This window comes from Streptomyces sp. BYX5S (assembly GCF_054724165.1).
This window is the reverse complement of the sequence record NZ_CM138829.1, coordinates 7077055-7093083: the sequence shown is the minus strand read 5'-3', so window position 1 is coordinate 7093083 and position 16029 is coordinate 7077055. Positions and strand designations below refer to the sequence as shown.

Sequence of the window (16029 nt, the reverse complement as noted above, 5' to 3'; positions counted from 1 at the left end):
GACCGGCAAATCTGAGTAAAAACGCTTATCCGGAGCTAACGGACGGGGTGGTTATGGTAGGTGCTCCACTGGACACCACCAGAGCCGACAGGGGAGGTGCGGCTGCGCCTGTGGATCGGAGAGGAGCGCTTCGGCGCCTTCTCAGGTCGGCGGGTGAGCCGAAATCCGTGACCAACACCGCTGACCGAATCCGCACCGTTGACTCCGCACAGACCGCGACCTTTGCCGCCGATGCGGAATCGCAGGCGTGGACTCCGCCCACCTGGGAGGAGATCGTCAGCACGCACAGTGGCCGCGTCTACCGTCTCGCCTACCGCCTGACCGGTAATCAGCACGACGCCGAGGACCTCACGCAGGAGGTCTTCGTCCGCGTCTTCCGTTCGCTGTCGACGTACACGCCCGGCACCTTCGAGGGCTGGCTGCACCGCATCACCACGAACCTGTTCCTGGACATGGTCCGTCGCAAGCAGCGCATCCGCTTCGACGCGCTGGGGGACGACGCCGCCGAGCGGCTGCCCAGCAGAGAGCCCTCGCCGCAGCAGGTCTTCAACGACGCGCACTTCGACGCCGACGTCCAGCAGGCGCTGGACACCCTCGCGCCCGAGTTCCGCGCCGCCGTCGTCCTGTGCGACATCGAGGGGCTGTCGTACGAGGAGATCGCCGCGACCCTCGGCGTCAAGCTGGGCACGGTCCGCAGCCGGATCCATCGCGGCCGCTCGCAGCTGCGCAAGGCGTTGCAGCACCGCTCGCCCGAGGCCCGCAAGGAGCGCCGCTCGCTCGCGTCGGCCTATGGGACGGGCGCCTTCCCCGTCCTCGGAGGAGGGGGCGCGCCCGCGTGAGTGGATCACGTCTCAATCCTGCCGAGCGCCATCAGACAGCGGCCGACGAGCACCTGGGGGACAGGCTGGCCGCACTCGTCGACGGCGAGTTGGACCACGACGCCCGCGAGCGCGTACTCGCGCACCTGGCGACCTGTGCCAAATGCAAGGCCGAGGCCGACGCCCAGCGCCGCCTCAAGAGCGTCTTCTCGCAGGCGGCCCCGCCGCCGCCGTCCGAGAGCTTCCTGGCCCGTCTCCAGGGGCTGCCCGCGGGAAGCGACAGTGACGCCGGCTCCCCACCGTTCGGGGGAGGCGGCTTCGGCAGTGGCCGGACCCTGGGCGGCGCCCGGGGCTTCGGGCAGGGCGTCTTCGACGTGGACCCCGAGCCCTTCGGCTACGCACCGTCCGCCGCGCACGCCGCCGTCCTCCCCAGTGACCAGCGCGGTTTCCGCATCCATGAAATGGGGCGTCCCGACCGGCACGACAGCGACCGGGCCTCGCGGTCCCGCCGCTTCGCGTTCGCCGCGGCCGGTGCGGTGTCGCTGGCCGCGATCGCGCTCGGCGGGGTGACGACCGCGGCGCCGATCGACGGTTCCGACGTGCGGGGTGGCGGCTCCGGCAGCAATGCCACGCCGCTGCGCAGCCAGCCCTCCGGGGCGGCGGCCGCCTCCGACTCGCAGCGCCGCAGGTCGACCCCCTCCCTGCTCGGCCAGCGCGGGGGCGCCCTCGCGGCTCCCGTGTCGCCGACGGAGGCGGGGGCGCCGCTGCTGCCCGGTGGCGGACATGCGGAGAGCGCGGGGTATCCGTTCTCGACGCCGATGCTGGCCGAGGCGGCCCGGATGTCGCCCCTGATACGTCCGGCCGTTCCCGTCGCGGCGGTCTCGGTCACGCCGCAGCCGTCCCTCTCGCCTTCCGGCGGTGAGTCCGGTCCCGGTCTCACCGCGGCTTCCGCGGCGGCGTCCACCGCGTCGTCCCGGCCGTCGTCCGTGCGCTGACGCGACCTGGTTGAATCCGGGTGGGCGGGGTGTCGGGTCCGGATCCGGTGTCGCGCGCGTGGGAGCCGGCGGTGTGGTGCCGCGGGCCAGGCTTTTGGAGTGCGGCGGGACATGGACGAGGGCAAGAAGACCTCCGGCGGTGCGGCCCCCACGCCTCGGGGCTCCGCTGCTCCATCGCCACGAGGGCTTGAGAGCCGGGACCTCGCGCAGGCCCCCGTTCCCCCGTCGCCGGACGGGCCCAACGATCGGGGCTCCGCCCCGGAGCCCGCTGCTCAAGCGCCGCAGGGGCTTGAAGTGCCTGAACCGGCGCAGGCCGCCCTTCTCCCGTCGCCGGACGGGCCCAACGACCGGGGCTCCGCCCCGGACCCCGCTGCTCAATCGCCGCAGGGGCTTGAAGTGCCTGAACCGGCGCCGGACGGTGGCGGCGACTTGGGCGAGCTGCCGCCTGGGGCGGCAGGCGCCGGTTTCGGTGGTCCAGGCGCGGTGGGGCCCTGGCGGCAGGACGAGCCCGTGCCCGCTGAGCGCCGCGTCTCGGTTCGGCGGCGCACGGTCGTGATCGGCGCCGCCGTGGTCGCACTGGTGGCCGGAGGCATCGGCGGAGCCGTGGGTGTGTTCGTCGATCGCGGCGGCGTCGGCGCGAACATCGAACTCCCGCAGGCCGACCCCGAGTCCAAGCACCGCGCCCCCGGCAGCATCGCCGGCATCGCGTCGGCCACCCTCCCCGGCGTCGTCACCATCCACACCGACGGTTCCTCGGAGGAAGGCACCGGCACCGGCTTCGTACTCGACGGCCGCGGCCACATCCTCACGAACAACCACGTCGTCTCCCCGGCGGGCTCCGACGGTGAGATATCGGTCACTTTCGCCGGCGGCCAGAGCGCCAGGGCCGAACTCGTCGGGCACGACACCGGTTACGACCTCGCCGTCATCAAGGTCGACGGCGTCCGCGGCCTGCACCCCCTGCCCCTCGGCAACTCCGAGAACGTGCAGGTGGGCGACTCCGTCGTCGCCATCGGCGCCCCCTTCGACCTGGCCAACACGGTCACCGCAGGAATCATCAGCGCCAAGGACCGCCCCATCACGGCGGGCGGCGAGAAGGGCGACGGCAGCGACATCAGCTACGTCGACGCGTTGCAGACCGACGCGCCCATCAACCCCGGCAACTCCGGCGGCCCGCTCCTCGATGCGAAGGCCCGCGTGATCGGCATCAACAGTGCGATCCGCTCGGCCGGCAGCGGCGGCCCGGAGCTGACCGAGGGGCAGTCGGGCTCCATCGGTCTCGGCTTCGCCATCCCGGTCAACCAGGCGAAACGCGTGGCGGAGGAGCTGATCAACACCGGCAGGGCCACGCACCCGGTGATCGGCGTCACCCTCGACATGGACTACTCGGGCGACGGCGCCCGCGTCGGCACGAAGGGCAACAGCGGCGGTTCGGCGGTCAGTCCGGGCGGCCCCGGCGCCAAGGCGGGCATCGAACCGGGCGACGTGATCACCGAGGTCGACGGCGTCCGCGTGCACTCCGGCGAGGAGCTCATCGTCAAGATCCGCACCCACCGCCCCCAGGACGAACTGGTCCTTACGCTCGAACGGGACGGAAAGGAACGGAAGATGTCCCTGGTGCTCGGTGCGGCCGACGGGGACTGAGCCGACGGCAGGCGGGTCCCGGCGGTCACCGGGAGCCTTGACGTTTCCCGGTGGCTACCGAATGGACAGGTGGGCCGGGTACCGTGGAGCGGGTCCGCTGCCGGACCCTGCCGAAGACCTGCTGCTGATGATCGACCGCGGGCCGAGGACACGCTAGGAGTGCAAGGTGTTCAACGACATTGGCCCACTGGAGGTCGTCACGCTCGTCGTGCTGGCCGTGCTCGTCTTCGGCCCCGACAAGCTTCCGAAGGTCATTCAGGACGTCTCGCGCACCATCCGCAAGATCCGCGAGTTCTCCGACAGCGCGAAGCGGGACATTCGTGAGGAACTGGGTCCGGAGTTCAAGGACTTCGAGTTCGAGGACCTGAACCCCAAGACGTTCATCCGCAAGCAGCTGGACAGCGACGAGCTGGGCCTCAAGGAGATCCGCAACGGCTTCGACCTGAAGAAGGAGATGGCCGAGGTCACCGAGGCGGCACACACCGTCGGTGAGCTGGACGACTCCTCTTCCTCGTCGAGCGGCGCCAGCGGTTCCGGCAGTGCCGGTCGCGTCGACATGCGGAAGCGTCCCGAGGCCGTCGACATGCGCAAGGGCCCCGAGGCGTCCCCGAAGCCGGCCGCCGCCGAGCCGCCGCCCTTCGACGTCGACGCGACCTGAACGGCCCGCCGGCCGGCCTGGACCACCGCGGCCCGAATCGCCGCGAAGGCGTCCGAAACACCTCGTACAGCCCCCGAATCACCTCGGACGCGTCCTGAACCACGCTGACGAAACCGGGTCTGCCGGACCCGGTGTGGCATCCTGCCTTGTTGTTGCGCGGACCGGACGTGAGGACGCCCGAGGGGGGCGGGCCGCTCCGGTCCGTAACCGAACGAGGAGGCGGCCGGGTACATGGAGACGACGAGTCGGGTAGGCGCGCAGGCGCCGGCCACCGAGGGGACCGGACAGGCCCCCGCGGCCCGGCGCACGGTCGACGGCTACCTGCTGGCGCCCTTCCCGTGGTACGGCCTCGACGAGGCCTTCACGGGACCGCGTTGGCTGATGCAGGTCGGCACCACGGCGGACGGTTCCGTCGAGCACGGTTCGATCGGGCACGGTGACGAGCCCTCCGTACGCAGCGAGCTCACGGAGGACAGCGAGCGGTTCGCGGTCGTCGTGACGGTCGCCGCCAATCCGGTACGGCGCACGGCCGACGGCACGGGCGTCCTGGAGGCCACGTCGGTCTCCTCGGCGGCCTGGCTCGCCGGTGTCGGACTGCTCGCGTACACCTGGCCCGTGCAGATGGACCACACGCTGCGGGACGACTGGCTGGAGCAGCAGACCGAGACGGCGTGGGTGCTCGCCGACGACCTCGCGTCGGACGACTGGGCGACGCTGACGCTGCCGGTGGACGGGGTGCCGACGTCGTTCCACTACCGCGAGTCCGAGTACGGCTGGGTGCTCGCGGGCTCCACGGAGGCCGGGGTGCACCTGGGCGCGTACGGCCGCGGCATGAGCGCGTACGGGCTCGGGTTCTCCGCCGTGAAGGACATCACGGCGCTGGAGCCCGAGGCGTAGCGCCGCGCACGACGGTGTGACGACAGAGCGGGCCGCCCCACCGGGGCGGCCCGCTCCGCGCGTTCACGCGCTCAGAACCTGTTCACGCGCTCAGATCGCGTTCACGCGCTCAGAACTTGTTGCGCGGCGTGATCCCCAGCGACATCCCCGACAGGCCCCGCTGGCGCCCGCCGAGCTTGTCGGCGATGCCGCGCAGCGCGGCGCCCGCGGCGGAGTCCGGGTCGGAGAGCACGACCGGCTTGCCCTCGTCGCCGCCCTCGCGCAGGCGTACGTCGATGGGGATGGAGCCGAGCACCGGCACCGTGGCGCCTGTGGTCTTGGTGAGGCCCTCGGCGACCAGCTGACCGCCGCCGGTGCCGAACACGTCGACCATCTCGCCGCAGTGCGGGCACGGCAGCCCCGACATGTTCTCGACGACGCCGACGATCTTCTGGTGGGTCTGCACCGCGATCGAACCGGCCCGCTCGGCGACCTCGGCCGCGGCCTGCTGCGGCGTGGTGACGACCAGGATCTCCGCGTTCGGGACCAGCTGGGCGATGGAGATGGCGATGTCACCGGTGCCGGGCGGCAGGTCGAGCAGCAGCACGTCCAGGTCGCCCCAGAAGACGTCCGCGAGGAACTGCTGGAGCGCGCGGTGCAGCATCGGGCCGCGCCACACCACCGGGGCGTTGCCCGGCGTGAACATGCCGATCGAGATGACCTTCACGCCGTTCGCGGACGGCGGCATGATCATGTTCTCGACCTGGGTGGGCTTGCCGTCGACGCCCAGCATGCGCGGCACGGAGTGGCCGTAGATGTCCGCGTCGACGACGCCGACCTTCAGGCCGTCCGCGGCCATCGCGGCCGCCAGGTTCACGGTCACCGAGGATTTGCCGACGCCGCCCTTGCCGGAGGCCACCGCGTAGACGCGGGTCAGCGAGCCGGGCTTGGCGAAGGGGACCTCGCGCTCGGCGGTGCCGCCGCGCAGCGCCGCGGCCAGCTCCTTGCGCTGCTCGTCGCTCATCACGTCGAGCGTGACCTGGACGTCGGTCACGCCCTCGACGCGGCCGACGGCCTCCTTCACGTTGTTCTCGATCGTGGAGCGCATCGGGCAGCCGGAGACGGTCAGATACACGGTGACCGCGACGACTCCGTCCGCACCGATGTCCACCGATTTGACCATCCCCAGTTCGGTGATGGGGCGCTGGATCTCGGGGTCGTTCACTGTCGCGAGTGCCTCGCGCACCGCGTCTTCCGTAGCCATGCTCCCGATACTACGGCGGGGTAACCCGCACCGGAAAAGCCCCGTCAGCGGTCGTCTACGTCACGTCGCCGCTCGTGCTCCGCCGGGAATACCGGGCCCTCCGGTGCGGAGCGCCGCTGCTCCTCCAGCTCCTTGAGGAGGTCCTGCAGCTCGGAGCGGATCCAGTCGCGCGTCGCGACCTCGCCGAGGCCGATCCGCAGGGCCGCCACCTCACGGCTCAGATACTCGGTGTCGGCGATGGAGCGCTCGTTCTGCTTGCGGTCCTGTTCGAGATTGACCCGGTCCCGGTCGTCCTGCCGGTTCTGCGCGAGCAGGATCAGCGGGGCGGCGTACGAGGCCTGGAGCGACAGCATCAGCGTCAGGAAGATGAACGGGTACTCGTCGAAGCGCAGGGCGGGCGGCGCGAAGATGTTCCACACCACCCACATGATGATGATCACCGTCATCCAGACGATGAACCGCCCGGTGCCGAGGAAGCGGGCGATGCGCTCGGAGAGCCTGCCGAAGGCCTCGGGGTCGTAGTCGGGGAGCAGCTTGCGGCGCGGCGCGCGCGGCTGGTCGAGCCGGATGCGCGGCCTGCGCGGGGTCTCGCGCTCGCGTTCCTCAGTCGGCACCGTTCACCTCCCCGGAAAGATGGAACTCCTGCTCCCGCCAGTCCTCGGGGAGCATGTGGTCCAGGACGTCGTCCACGGTCACCGCGCCGAGCAGCGAACCGCCGTCGTCGACGACGGGCGCGGCCACCATGTCGTACGTCGCGAAGAACCCGGCGATCTCGGGCAGTTGCGCCTCCGGGGACAGGGCCTGCAGATCGTCGTCGAGGATCGAGCTGACCATCGTGTACGGGGGGTCGCGCAGCAGCCGCTGGAAGTGGATCGTGCCGAGGTACTTGCCGGTGGGCGTCTCGTCCGGGGGCCGGCAGACGTAGACCTGCGCGGCGAGCGCGGGGGAGAGGTCGGGGTTGCGGATGCGGGCGAGGGCGTCCGCGACCGTCGAGTCGGGGCGCAGCACGATCGGCTCGGTCGTCATCAGGCCGCCCGCGGTCCGGTCCTCGTACGCCATCAGGCGCCGTACGTCGGCCGCCTCGCTCGGCTTCATCAGATCGAGCAAACGTTCCTTCTCGTCCTCGGGAAGCTCGCCCAGGAGGTCGGCCGCGTCGTCCGGGTCCATCTCCTCCAGGACGTCGGCGGCGCGCTCCTCCTTCAGCTTGCCGAGCACCTCGATCTGGTCGTCCTCCGGAAGTTCCTCCAGGACGTCGGCCAGCCGCTCGTTGGTGAGCGCCGCGGCGACCTCCGCGCGCCGCTTGGGGGAGAGGTGGTGCAGCACGTTGGCGAGGTCGGCGGGGCGCAGCTGCTCGAACGTGGCGAGCAGGCTCTCGGCGCCCTGGCCGTGCTCCTCCAGGGAGAACCCGTCCACGCCCGACCAGTCGACGGTCAGGGCCTCGCCCTTGGCCCGCCGGAAGGCGCCGCGCTTCGCCGAGCCCTTCCGTACGAAGACCCGGTCGATCTCCCAGTCGCGGCGCGCGGGCAGCTGCTGCACGGAGACGTCGAGGACGGTGACCTCCTCGCCGGTCTCCACGAGCCGCACGCGCCGGTCGAGCATCTCGCCGAGGACGAGCCGCTCGGTGGGCCGCTGCTCGAAACGCCGGACGTTGAGCACTCCGGTGGTGATCACTTGACCGGACTCGATGCCGGTCACCCGGGTCATCGGCAGGAAGATCCGGCGCCGCGTCGACAGCTCGACGACGAGCCCGAGCAGCCGCGGCGGTCTGCGGCCCGCCCGCAGCATCGCCACCAGATCGCGTACGCGCCCCACCTGGTCGCCGTTCGGATCGAAGACGGCGATGCCGGAGAGGTGCGACACGAAGATCCGGGGAGCGCCTCCAGCCATACCGTCGCGCGCCTCCTTCGTATGTCTTCCGTGCGTCTTCATCAGGAAATACGGCCAATTCGTGGTTCAGGCTAGCCGCTCCCTGTTCCGCGCGCCTTTGCGCGGCGGCCACCGGACCTGGACGGGTAACCGCAGATCGCGGGGGTACGCTGCCGTACCTGCCCGCGCCCAGCTGCCGTACGAGAGGTGGTCCGTCCGTGACCCTGCGCCCCCGCACCCGCCGTAGCCACAGGACACTCATGGTGGGTGTGATGTGTGCGGGGCTCGTGGTGGGGCTCGCGGCGTGCAGCGAGGAGGACCCCGACGCGGGGACGAACGGGGTCGGCAGACTGAGCCCGGCCAAGATCCAGTCCCGTACGGTCAAGGCGGCCCGCGGCGCCGACACGGTGCACGTCGCCGGCACGGTGGTCAGCGACAAGAAGACGTACAAGCTGGACATGCGCCTGCGGTCCAACGGCGGCACCGGCTCGGTGACCACCGGCGGCAGCACGTTCCGGCTGCTGCGGGTCGACGACCACCTCTACCTCAAGGCGGACGCCGACTTCTGGACGCACTCCGAGGGCGACGAGGCCGGGAGCGGGGGCGATGCCGCGCAGAAGCTCGACGGCAAGTTCGTGAAGGTCCCGAAGGGCGATCCGGCCTACCAGCGGCTCAGTACGTTCACCGACAAGAGCGTGCTGCTCGACGGGCTGCTCACGTTGCACGGGGCGCTCGCGAAGGGTGAACGGGGGTCGTCGGGCGGCGTGCGCACGATCGAGTTGACCGGGGACAAGGGGGCGGGGGGCACGCTCGACGTGTCGTTGGAGGGGGGTGCGTATCCCATGCGGCTGGAGCGGGCCGGGGGTGCGGGCACGATTCAGCTCAGCGACTGGGGGGCGGACTTCCCCCTCCGCGAACCCAGCCCCACCGAAACCGTCGACTACGGCCACTCCCTTCCCTCCTCCTGACCACGGGTGTCCTCAATCGCCGGACGGGCTGGGTGGGCTGACCCGCGCCGGGGGTGTCCTCAATCGCCGGACGGGCTGGGTGGGCTGACCCGCGCCGGGGGTGTCCTCAAACGCCGGACGGGCTGGATGGGCCGAACCGGGCCCAGGGTGTCCTCAAACGCCGGACGGGCTTGGTGAGCCGACCCGCGCCGGGGTGTCCTCAATCGCCGGACGGGCTTGATCGCGCCGGACGGGCTTGATGGAGCGATCGGCGCCGGGGTGTCCTCAAACGCCGGACGGGCTTGATGAGCGGGGCGGTCGGGTGGGTATATGGAGCCCCTCCGGCGATTGAGGAGCGGGGTATGGGGCGGAGCCCCAAGTTTTTGGGCCGGTGCGGCGGGGCCCACCCCGAAGAGGTCAGCCGCGACGCTTGCGGAGAAGCTTCGGCAGCCCCGCGGGCACGGGGTTGCGCGTCGTGGCCGGCGACCCCACGGGCACCGCGGCCAGCGACCCCTCCGCAACCGGCTCCACACCCCCACCCACCGGCTCCAACCGCACCACCCGACACTCCCGCGCCCACCGCCCGGTCATCCCCTCCGCGTCCGGCGCATTGAGCCGCTTCCCCTTCAACTCCCCGACCACACCCTCGTACGCCTCCGTCCCCGGCGCCAGCTCGACCACCGTCGCCCGCCACCCCACGAGCCGCCCGCCCTTGTCCTTGCTGCGCACGGTGACGACCGCCGACCCCCCGTCGACCAGCCCCGGCAACGGCTGCTCGCCGGGCCCGTCACCGACCAGGCACGCCGCCCCCTCGTGCCACACGTGCCACAGGGCCCGCTCGACGCCCTCGGCGCCGCGCACCCAGATCAGCCCGGACTTCTTCGTGGCCTCCTCGACGAGGGCGGCATCGAGCAGTTCAGCAGTCGTCATGCCGAGAAGCCTAGCTAGAGCCAGCCGTTGCGCTTCAGCGTCCGGTGGATCGTGAAACAGACGCCGCCGATGAGCGCGAGCACCATCGGGTAGCCGAACCGCCAGTGCAACTCCGGCATGTACGTGAAGTTCATGCCGTAGACGCCGCACACCATGGTCGGCACGGCGATGATCGCGGCCCACGAGGTGATCTTGCGCATGTCCTCGTTCTGGGCGACGGAGGCCTGCGCCAGATTGGCCTGGAGGATCGAGTTGAGCAGTTCGTCGAAGCCGATGACCTGTTCCTGGACACGCTCCAGGTGGTCGGCGACGTCCCGGAAGTACTTCTGGATGTCCGGGTCGATCAGCCGCATCGGCCGCTCGCTGAGCAGTTGCAACGGGCGCCGCAGCGGCGCGACGGCCCGCTTGAACTCCAGTACCTCGCGCTTGAGTTGGTAGATCCGTCCGGCGTCGGAGCCGCGCGGCGACCCCTTGCCGGGCTGCGAGAAGACCTCGGTCTCGACCTCGTCGATGTCGTCCTGCATCGCGTCGGCCACGGCCAGGTACCCGTCGACCACGTGGTCCCCGATGGCGTGCAGCACGGCGCTCGGGCCCTTGGCGAGCAGCTCCGGGTCGTCCTGGAGCCGGTGCCGCAGCGCGCGCAGGGAGCCCTGTCCGCCGTGCCGGACGGTGATGAAGAAGTCCCGGCCGGTGAAGCACATGACCTCGCCGGACTCCACGACCTCGCTGGTGGCGGTGAGTTCGGCGTGCTCGACGTAGTGGATGGTCTTGAAGACGGTGAACAGCGTGTCGTCGTACCGCTCCAGCTTGGGCCGCTGGTGGGCGTGGACGGCGTCCTCGACGGCGAGCGGGTGCAGCCCGAACTCGGCGGCGATACCGGCGAATTCGGCTTCGGTCGGCTCGTGCAGACCGATCCAGGCGAAGCCGCCGTCGCGGCGCACCTGGAGCTTCGCCGCGCCGGGCGTGAGGCACTCGGAGGAGGACACGCGCACCCCGTCGCGGTACACGGCGCAGTCCACGACGGCCGAGCAGGCGGCCGGATCACGCGTGGAGTCGTACGAGGCGCGGGCCTCGTTGGCGTACGGGGCGACGCTCTTGCGCAGCGAGGGACGGACGGCGGCTCGCAGGTCGCGCATCATCGACATGGGCAGGCTCCTTCGCGGGCGGGAGTCGCCGCGCGTCGGGTGGAACCACCCGGAATGAGGACGTCCTGGTCAACCGGATACCGGGACATGCTGCACGTCCACAAAGCGGGAAGCACCGCACCGACGCTGGGCGGCTTCGCTGACTGATTCGGATCGCGACGACCCGGGAGGGCGTCGATGCAATCAGGGGAACGAAGTGCTCTTCCGGCGTGCGCGGCCGGCCCGATGAACGGCCGACTGCGAATGAAGAAAGGCCTTGGGCCCTACAGGCCGGAAGAACGGGTAGTACTGCACGGTCGACTTCGATCCATGACAGCCCCACCTCCTCCGGCCGGTCCCCCGTGAGGGACGTGAACGGGTCGGTTTTCCGACGGGCTCGCGGGGGCCCTCGGCGGACACGCACTGCGTGTTGTCCCGACCAGCGGCCAAGACTATCAGCCGACTGACGAAAGCGGGCCCTGTCCTTACCCGTTGGGCGCGAGTTCTATGCTCGCGGGATGGCAGAAGTTCTTGCGCTCGTGGAGGCGCGACTCCGGACAACCCTGGGTGAACCGGACGCGCGCGCGGCGGTCACCTTCCTCGGCACCGACCGGATCGAGGTGTTGCGCTTCACAGACGGCGACCTGGTCCGCTACGCGACGCTCGGCATGTCCGCGTCCCCGATGACCGACCCGACGGCGGCTCTCGCCGACCCGGTCAAGGGCCCCCGCGCGGAACTGGTGCTCACCGTCCGCGCCGGCCTCGCCGACACCGACAAGGTCCTGCGCCCCCTCGCGGTCCTCGCCGCGTCCCCGCAGGTCGAGGGCGTCGTCGTGGCCCCGGGCGCCTCGCTCGACGTGGGTGAACCGCTGTGGCCCGCCGCCCCGTTCACCTCCGCGCTCGTCGCGGAGCCGGGCGGCCTGATCGAGGACCTGGACCTCGACGACCCGCTGGACCCCGTACGGTTCCTGCCGCTGCTGCCCATGACGCCGAACGAGGCGGCGTGGAAGCGGGTGCACGGTGCGGCCGCGCTCCAGGAGAAGTGGCTGAACAGCGGAACGGACCTGCGCGATCCCTTGCGCAGGTCCGTTTCCCTGGACTGAGAACCGGTCAGTTCGCGAAGACCGACACGCTGTCCTCGGTGGCGTGCCGCGGCTCCAGCTCCTCGGCCTCGTGGTTCAGAGCGCTCCTGCGCACCCACACCACGACCGCGCCCAGCACCGCCGTGACCGCGGCGACCACGAACGGGATGTGGATGTTGCTCCACTCCTCGATCTTCGGCGCGAAGAACGGCGCGGCCGCGGCGGCGAACCAGCGCACGAAGTTGTAACCGGCGCTCGCCACCGGGCGCGGCGCGTCCGAGACGCCGAGCGCGAGCTCGGTGTAGACGGTGTTGTTCACGCCGATGAACGCGCCGGACAGGATCGTGCAGACGACGGCCGCGGTGTGGTTGCCGTACCCGAGGACGAGCACGTCCGCGGCGAGCAGCACCAGCGAGCCGCCGAGCACCTTCAGCGAGCCGAACCGGGCCTGCATGCGCGGCGCCACGATCACCGAGAACAGCGCCAGCAGCACACCCCAGGCGAAGAACACCGCGCCCGACTTGTACGGCGTCATGTTCAGCACGAACGGCGTGAAGGCCAGCACCGTGAAGAACGTGTAGTTGTAGAAGAAGGCCGAGATCGCCGCGGACGCGAGCCCGCCGTGGCCGAGCGCCCTGATCGGGTCGAGGACCGAGGTCTTCCTCGCGGGCTTCGGCTGTTCCTTCAGGAACGCGGTGATGCAGAGGAAGCCGACGGCCATCAGCGCGGCGGTGCCGAAGAACGGGTAGCGCCAGCTGGCGTTGCCGAGCAGCGCGCCCACCAGCGGACCGCACGCCATGCCGAGCCCGAGCGCGGACTCGTAGAGCAGGATCGCGGCCGCCGATCCGCCCGCCGCGGCGCCGACGATGACCGCGAGCGCGGTCGACACGAACAGCGCGTTGCCGAGGCCCCAGCCCGCGCGGAAGCCGACGAGTTCGCCGACGGACCCGGACGTGCCCGCGAGCGCCGCGAAGACCACGACGAGCGCGAGGCCGACGAGCAGGGTCTTCTTGCCGCCGATGCGGCTGGAGACGAACCCGGTCACCAGCATCGCGATCGCGGTGATCAGGAAGTACGAGGTGAAGAGCAGGGAGACCTGGCTCGCCGTCGCGTCGAGCCCCGAGGCGATCGACGGCAGGATCGGGTCGACGAGGCCGATGCCCATGAAGGCGACGACGGATGCCCCGGCGGTCGCCCAGACCGCCTTCGGCTGACGCAGGATGCTGCCGGCACCTGCGTCGAACGTGTCCCCTTCGGCGGGATCTCCTGTACTGCTGTGGCTCATGTCGTGCCACTCCTTTGGGTTCGTCGGGTCCATCCAGCTCTGGATCGTTGCCGTTTACACATAATAAGTTAGAGCTGCTAATTAATGCAAGCTACATCTATCTTTCCTGGTCGGAGGGGACGCGACGCCGCACTCCGGACGGGTGATCGTCCTTGACGCGGCGCGGGACGGGGAGGACCGTGGGGCCCTATGAGGGGCGAACCCAGTTGCCCGAAGTGTGGTGGCCGGGTCAGGGCTCCCGGACTCTTTGCCGACTCCTGGCAGTGCGATGTGCACGGCACCGTGCATCCGCTGCAGCCCGTGATCCCGCCCAGCGTCGAGGCCCTCAGCGTCGTGGTGCACCGCGCACGGGTACCGGTGTGGATGCCGTGGCCGCTGCCCGTCGGCTGGCTGTTCACCGGAGTGGCCAACGCGGGGGACGACCGCCACGGCGGCCGCGCCACCGCCGTCGCCTGCTCCGGGCCCGGACCGCTCGGCGGCGCCGGCGAGATGGTGCTCGTCGCCGAGGAGCTGGGCGTCGGACTCGGCGCGCGCTACGCGGGCATCGACGGCCCCGACCCCGGCCCGCACATGGACGTCGCCAGGCCGCCGCAGGCCAAGGTGCTCGCCGCGGGCCGCCCCACCCCGCTGTGGCACGTGTCCGGAGCCCCCGACGACCGGGCGGTCTTCGCGGGTGAGGCGCGCGGCCTGTGGCTGTGGGCGGTCGTGTGGCCGGAGCAGACCGGCATGCTGATGTACGACGAGCTGGTGCTCACGGACCTGCGGGACGCGGGAGCCGAGGTCGACCTGCTGCCCTGCGGGGCGCTGTCGCCGCGCATTCTGAGCGCCTGAGGCGGCGGGGCGGTGCGTAAGGGGCCCGCCCCTGGTTCGGTGGTGACGGGGGTGGCGGAATCCCCGTTATCCTTGAGCGGTCCCCGTCATTCCGTCGAGCCTGGAGTACGCAGCCGTGCGCATCGATCTGCACACCCACTCCACCGCTTCCGACGGCACGGACAGCCCCGCCGAGCTGGTGCGCAACGCCGCGGCGTCCGGTCTGGACGTCGTCGCGCTCACCGACCACGACACGACGCGCGGGCACGCCGAGGCCATCGCCGCCGCCCCCGAGGGGCTGACCCTCGTCACCGGCGCCGAGCTCTCCTGCCGCCTCGACGGCGTGAGCATGCACATGCTGGCGTACCTCTTCGATCCCGAGGAGCCGGCCCTGCTCGCCGAGCGCGAGCTGGTCCGCGACGACCGGGTGCCGCGCGCCAAGGGCATGATCGCCAAGCTGAACGGGCTCGGCGTTCCGGTCACCTGGGAGCAGGTCGCGCGCATCGCGGGCGACGGCTCGGTCGGCCGCCCGCACCTCGCCACCGCGCTGGTCGAGCTCGGTGTCGTACCCGACGTCTCGGCCGCGTTCGACGAGAACTGGCTGGCCAACGACGGGCGCGCGTACGTCGAGAAGCACGAGACCGACCCCTTCGAGGCGATCCGGCTGGTCAAGGCCGCTGGCGGCGTCACCGTCTTCGCGCACCCCGCCGCCGCCAAGCGCGGCCGCACCGTGCCCGAGTCGGCGATCGCGAAGCTGGCGGAGGCCGGGCTCGACGGCATCGAGGTCGACCACATGGACCACGACGCCGCGACCCGTGACCGCCTCCGGGGCCTCGCCGCCGACCTCGGCCTGCTGACCACCGGCTCCTCGGACTACCACGGCAGCCGCAAGACGTGCGTGCTCGGCGAGTACACCACCGACCCCGAGGTCTACGGGGAGATCACGCGCCGCGCCACGGGCGCCTTCCCGGTGCCGGGCGCCGGCGGACGCCGCGCCTGACGCGCCCCCTCTGCACGGCGGCGCCGTCGCGCTCCGCTCCCGCGTGCGCGCCCGACGCGCCCGCTCCCACCCTTCCGCACCACTCTCGCAAGGCACCCTCACCGTGTTCGACGCTGCCGTCTTCGGATCCCTTTTTCTCACCCTTTTTGTGATTATGGATCCCCCCGGAATCACCCCGATCTTCCTCGCCCTCACCGCGGGCCGCCCCGCCAAGGTTCAGAAGCGCATGGCCTTCCAGGCGGTCTGCGTCGCCTTCGGCGTCATCGCTGTGTTCGGCGTCCTGGGCAACCAGATCCTGGCCTATCTGCATGTCTCCGTCCCCGCCCTGATGATCGCGGGCGGGCTGCTGCTGCTCCTGATCGCGCTCGACCTGCTGACCGGCAAGACGGACGAGCCCAAGCAGACGAAGGACGTCAACGTCGCCCTCGTACCGCTGGGCATGCCGTTGCTCGCCGGGCCCGGCGCGATCGTCTCCGTGATCCTCGCCGTGCAGCACGCGGACTCGATGGGCGACCAGGTCTCCGTGTGGTCCGCGATCCTCGCGATCCACGTCGTGCTGTGGCTGGTGATGCGCTACTCGCTGGTGATCATCCGCGTCATCAAGGACGGCGGCGTGGTGCTGGTGACCCGGCTCGCGGGCATGATGCTGTCCGCGATCGCGGTGCAGCAGATCATCAACGGCGTGACGCAGGTCATCCAGGGCTCTTGACCGCTGGCCGCTGACAGCCGA

Annotated in this window: 16 protein-coding genes; 10 read left to right on the top strand and 6 right to left on the bottom strand. The window is 71.0% G+C overall.

What is annotated here, in order from left to right:
* Positions 1-53: 53 nt before the first annotated feature.
* The 5 genes from sigE to ACYBSK_RS31880 all read left to right on the top strand — a co-directional run bounded on the left by sigE (position 54) and on the right by ACYBSK_RS31880 (position 5012).
* Entirely contained in the window at positions 54-839 is a 786-nt protein-coding gene (gene sigE / locus ACYBSK_RS31900) for an RNA polymerase sigma factor SigE (RefSeq protein ID WP_457480720.1), read from the top strand.
* Positions 836-1813, top strand: coding sequence for an anti-sigma factor family protein (locus ACYBSK_RS31895; protein ID WP_460244171.1), 978 nt, complete (start codon positions 836-838; stop codon positions 1811-1813). The genes sigE and ACYBSK_RS31895 overlap by 4 nt, the downstream gene beginning before the upstream one ends.
* Positions 1814-1855: 42 nt before the next feature.
* On the top strand, positions 1856-3457 hold the full coding sequence (locus ACYBSK_RS31890; RefSeq protein ID WP_460247141.1) for a S1C family serine protease: 1602 nt from the start codon (positions 1856-1858) through the stop codon (positions 3455-3457).
* A gap of 166 nt (positions 3458-3623) precedes the next feature.
* Positions 3624-4115: a sec-independent translocase gene (locus ACYBSK_RS31885; RefSeq protein ID WP_460244170.1), complete on the top strand. Its 492-nt coding sequence runs from the start codon at positions 3624-3626 to the stop codon at positions 4113-4115.
* 231 nt (positions 4116-4346) lie between these two features.
* Complete coding sequence (locus ACYBSK_RS31880) at positions 4347-5012, top strand: hypothetical protein (RefSeq protein WP_457480716.1); 666 nt, start codon at positions 4347-4349, stop codon at positions 5010-5012.
* A gap of 109 nt (positions 5013-5121) precedes the next feature.
* Here the strand turns inward: ACYBSK_RS31880 and ACYBSK_RS31875 are convergent, their stop codons facing one another.
* From ACYBSK_RS31875 to ACYBSK_RS31865, 3 genes are read right to left on the bottom strand one after another with little or no spacing between them, the layout of a single operon-like run.
* The gene (locus ACYBSK_RS31875; RefSeq protein WP_457480715.1) at positions 5122-6255 is read right to left on the bottom strand and encodes an Mrp/NBP35 family ATP-binding protein; all 1134 of its coding nucleotides are present in this window, start codon (positions 6253-6255) and stop codon (positions 5122-5124) included.
* A gap of 44 nt (positions 6256-6299) precedes the next feature.
* Complete coding sequence (locus tag ACYBSK_RS31870; protein WP_457480714.1) at positions 6300-6869, bottom strand: DUF1003 domain-containing protein; 570 nt, start codon at positions 6867-6869, stop codon at positions 6300-6302.
* On the bottom strand, positions 6859-8142 hold the full coding sequence (locus ACYBSK_RS31865) for a magnesium transporter MgtE N-terminal domain-containing protein (RefSeq protein WP_460244169.1): 1284 nt from the start codon (positions 8140-8142) through the stop codon (positions 6859-6861). The genes ACYBSK_RS31870 and ACYBSK_RS31865 overlap by 11 nt, the downstream gene beginning before the upstream one ends.
* A 239-nt stretch (positions 8143-8381) precedes the next feature.
* Between ACYBSK_RS31865 and ACYBSK_RS31860 the strand changes: the two genes are divergently transcribed.
* The gene (locus tag ACYBSK_RS31860) at positions 8382-9089 is read left to right on the top strand and encodes a hypothetical protein (RefSeq protein WP_460247140.1); all 708 of its coding nucleotides are present in this window, start codon (positions 8382-8384) and stop codon (positions 9087-9089) included.
* A gap of 396 nt (positions 9090-9485) precedes the next feature.
* Here ACYBSK_RS31860 and ACYBSK_RS31855 read toward each other — a convergent pair whose 3' ends face one another.
* Complete coding sequence (locus tag ACYBSK_RS31855; RefSeq protein ID WP_457480712.1) at positions 9486-9998, bottom strand: hypothetical protein; 513 nt, start codon at positions 9996-9998, stop codon at positions 9486-9488.
* Positions 9999-10012: 14 nt separating this feature from the next.
* Entirely contained in the window at positions 10013-11143 is a 1131-nt protein-coding gene (locus tag ACYBSK_RS31850) for a magnesium and cobalt transport protein CorA (protein ID WP_457480711.1), read from the bottom strand.
* A 497-nt stretch (positions 11144-11640) separates the two neighbouring features.
* Between ACYBSK_RS31850 and ACYBSK_RS31845 the strand changes: the two genes are divergently transcribed.
* A complete protein-coding gene (locus tag ACYBSK_RS31845; protein WP_460244168.1) occupies positions 11641-12225 on the top strand; it encodes a suppressor of fused domain protein in 585 nt (194 codons plus the stop codon).
* 7 nt (positions 12226-12232) lie between these two features.
* Here ACYBSK_RS31845 and ACYBSK_RS31840 read toward each other — a convergent pair whose 3' ends face one another.
* On the bottom strand, positions 12233-13489 hold the full coding sequence (locus ACYBSK_RS31840) for an MFS transporter (RefSeq protein WP_460244167.1): 1257 nt from the start codon (positions 13487-13489) through the stop codon (positions 12233-12235).
* A gap of 189 nt (positions 13490-13678) precedes the next feature.
* Between ACYBSK_RS31840 and ACYBSK_RS31835 the strand changes: the two genes are divergently transcribed.
* From ACYBSK_RS31835 to ACYBSK_RS31825, 3 genes are all read left to right on the top strand, one after another.
* The gene (locus ACYBSK_RS31835) at positions 13679-14320 is read left to right on the top strand and encodes a DUF6758 family protein (RefSeq protein WP_460244166.1); all 642 of its coding nucleotides are present in this window, start codon (positions 13679-13681) and stop codon (positions 14318-14320) included.
* 115 nt (positions 14321-14435) lie between these two features.
* On the top strand, positions 14436-15299 hold the full coding sequence (locus ACYBSK_RS31830; protein ID WP_457480707.1) for a PHP domain-containing protein: 864 nt from the start codon (positions 14436-14438) through the stop codon (positions 15297-15299).
* Between the two features lie 103 nt (positions 15300-15402).
* The gene (locus ACYBSK_RS31825; protein ID WP_457480706.1) at positions 15403-16008 is read left to right on the top strand and encodes a MarC family protein; all 606 of its coding nucleotides are present in this window, start codon (positions 15403-15405) and stop codon (positions 16006-16008) included.
* Positions 16009-16029: the final 21 nt, after the last annotated feature.

Bases quoted from the DNA above. Each gene is read 5' to 3' on its own strand.
- ACYBSK_RS31850 (WP_457480711.1), bottom strand. From the start codon at position 11,143: ATGTCGATGATGCGCGACCTGCGAGCCGCCGTCCGTCCCTCGCTGCGC.
- ACYBSK_RS31865 (WP_460244169.1), bottom strand. From the start codon at position 8,142: ATGGCTGGAGGCGCTCCCCGGATCTTCGTGTCGCACCTCTCCGGCATC.
- ACYBSK_RS31875 (WP_457480715.1), bottom strand. From the start codon at position 6,255: ATGGCTACGGAAGACGCGGTGCGCGAGGCACTCGCGACAGTGAACGAC.
- ACYBSK_RS31835 (WP_460244166.1), top strand. From the start codon at position 13,679: ATGAGGGGCGAACCCAGTTGCCCGAAGTGTGGTGGCCGGGTCAGGGCT.
- ACYBSK_RS31855 (WP_457480712.1), bottom strand. From the start codon at position 9,998: ATGACGACTGCTGAACTGCTCGATGCCGCCCTCGTCGAGGAGGCCACG.
- ACYBSK_RS31845 (WP_460244168.1), top strand. From the start codon at position 11,641: ATGGCAGAAGTTCTTGCGCTCGTGGAGGCGCGACTCCGGACAACCCTG.
- ACYBSK_RS31860 (WP_460247140.1), top strand. From the start codon at position 8,382: ATGGTGGGTGTGATGTGTGCGGGGCTCGTGGTGGGGCTCGCGGCGTGC.
- sigE (WP_457480720.1), top strand. From the start codon at position 54: ATGGTAGGTGCTCCACTGGACACCACCAGAGCCGACAGGGGAGGTGCG.
- ACYBSK_RS31840 (WP_460244167.1), bottom strand. From the start codon at position 13,489: ATGAGCCACAGCAGTACAGGAGATCCCGCCGAAGGGGACACGTTCGAC.
- ACYBSK_RS31880 (WP_457480716.1), top strand. From the start codon at position 4,347: ATGGAGACGACGAGTCGGGTAGGCGCGCAGGCGCCGGCCACCGAGGGG.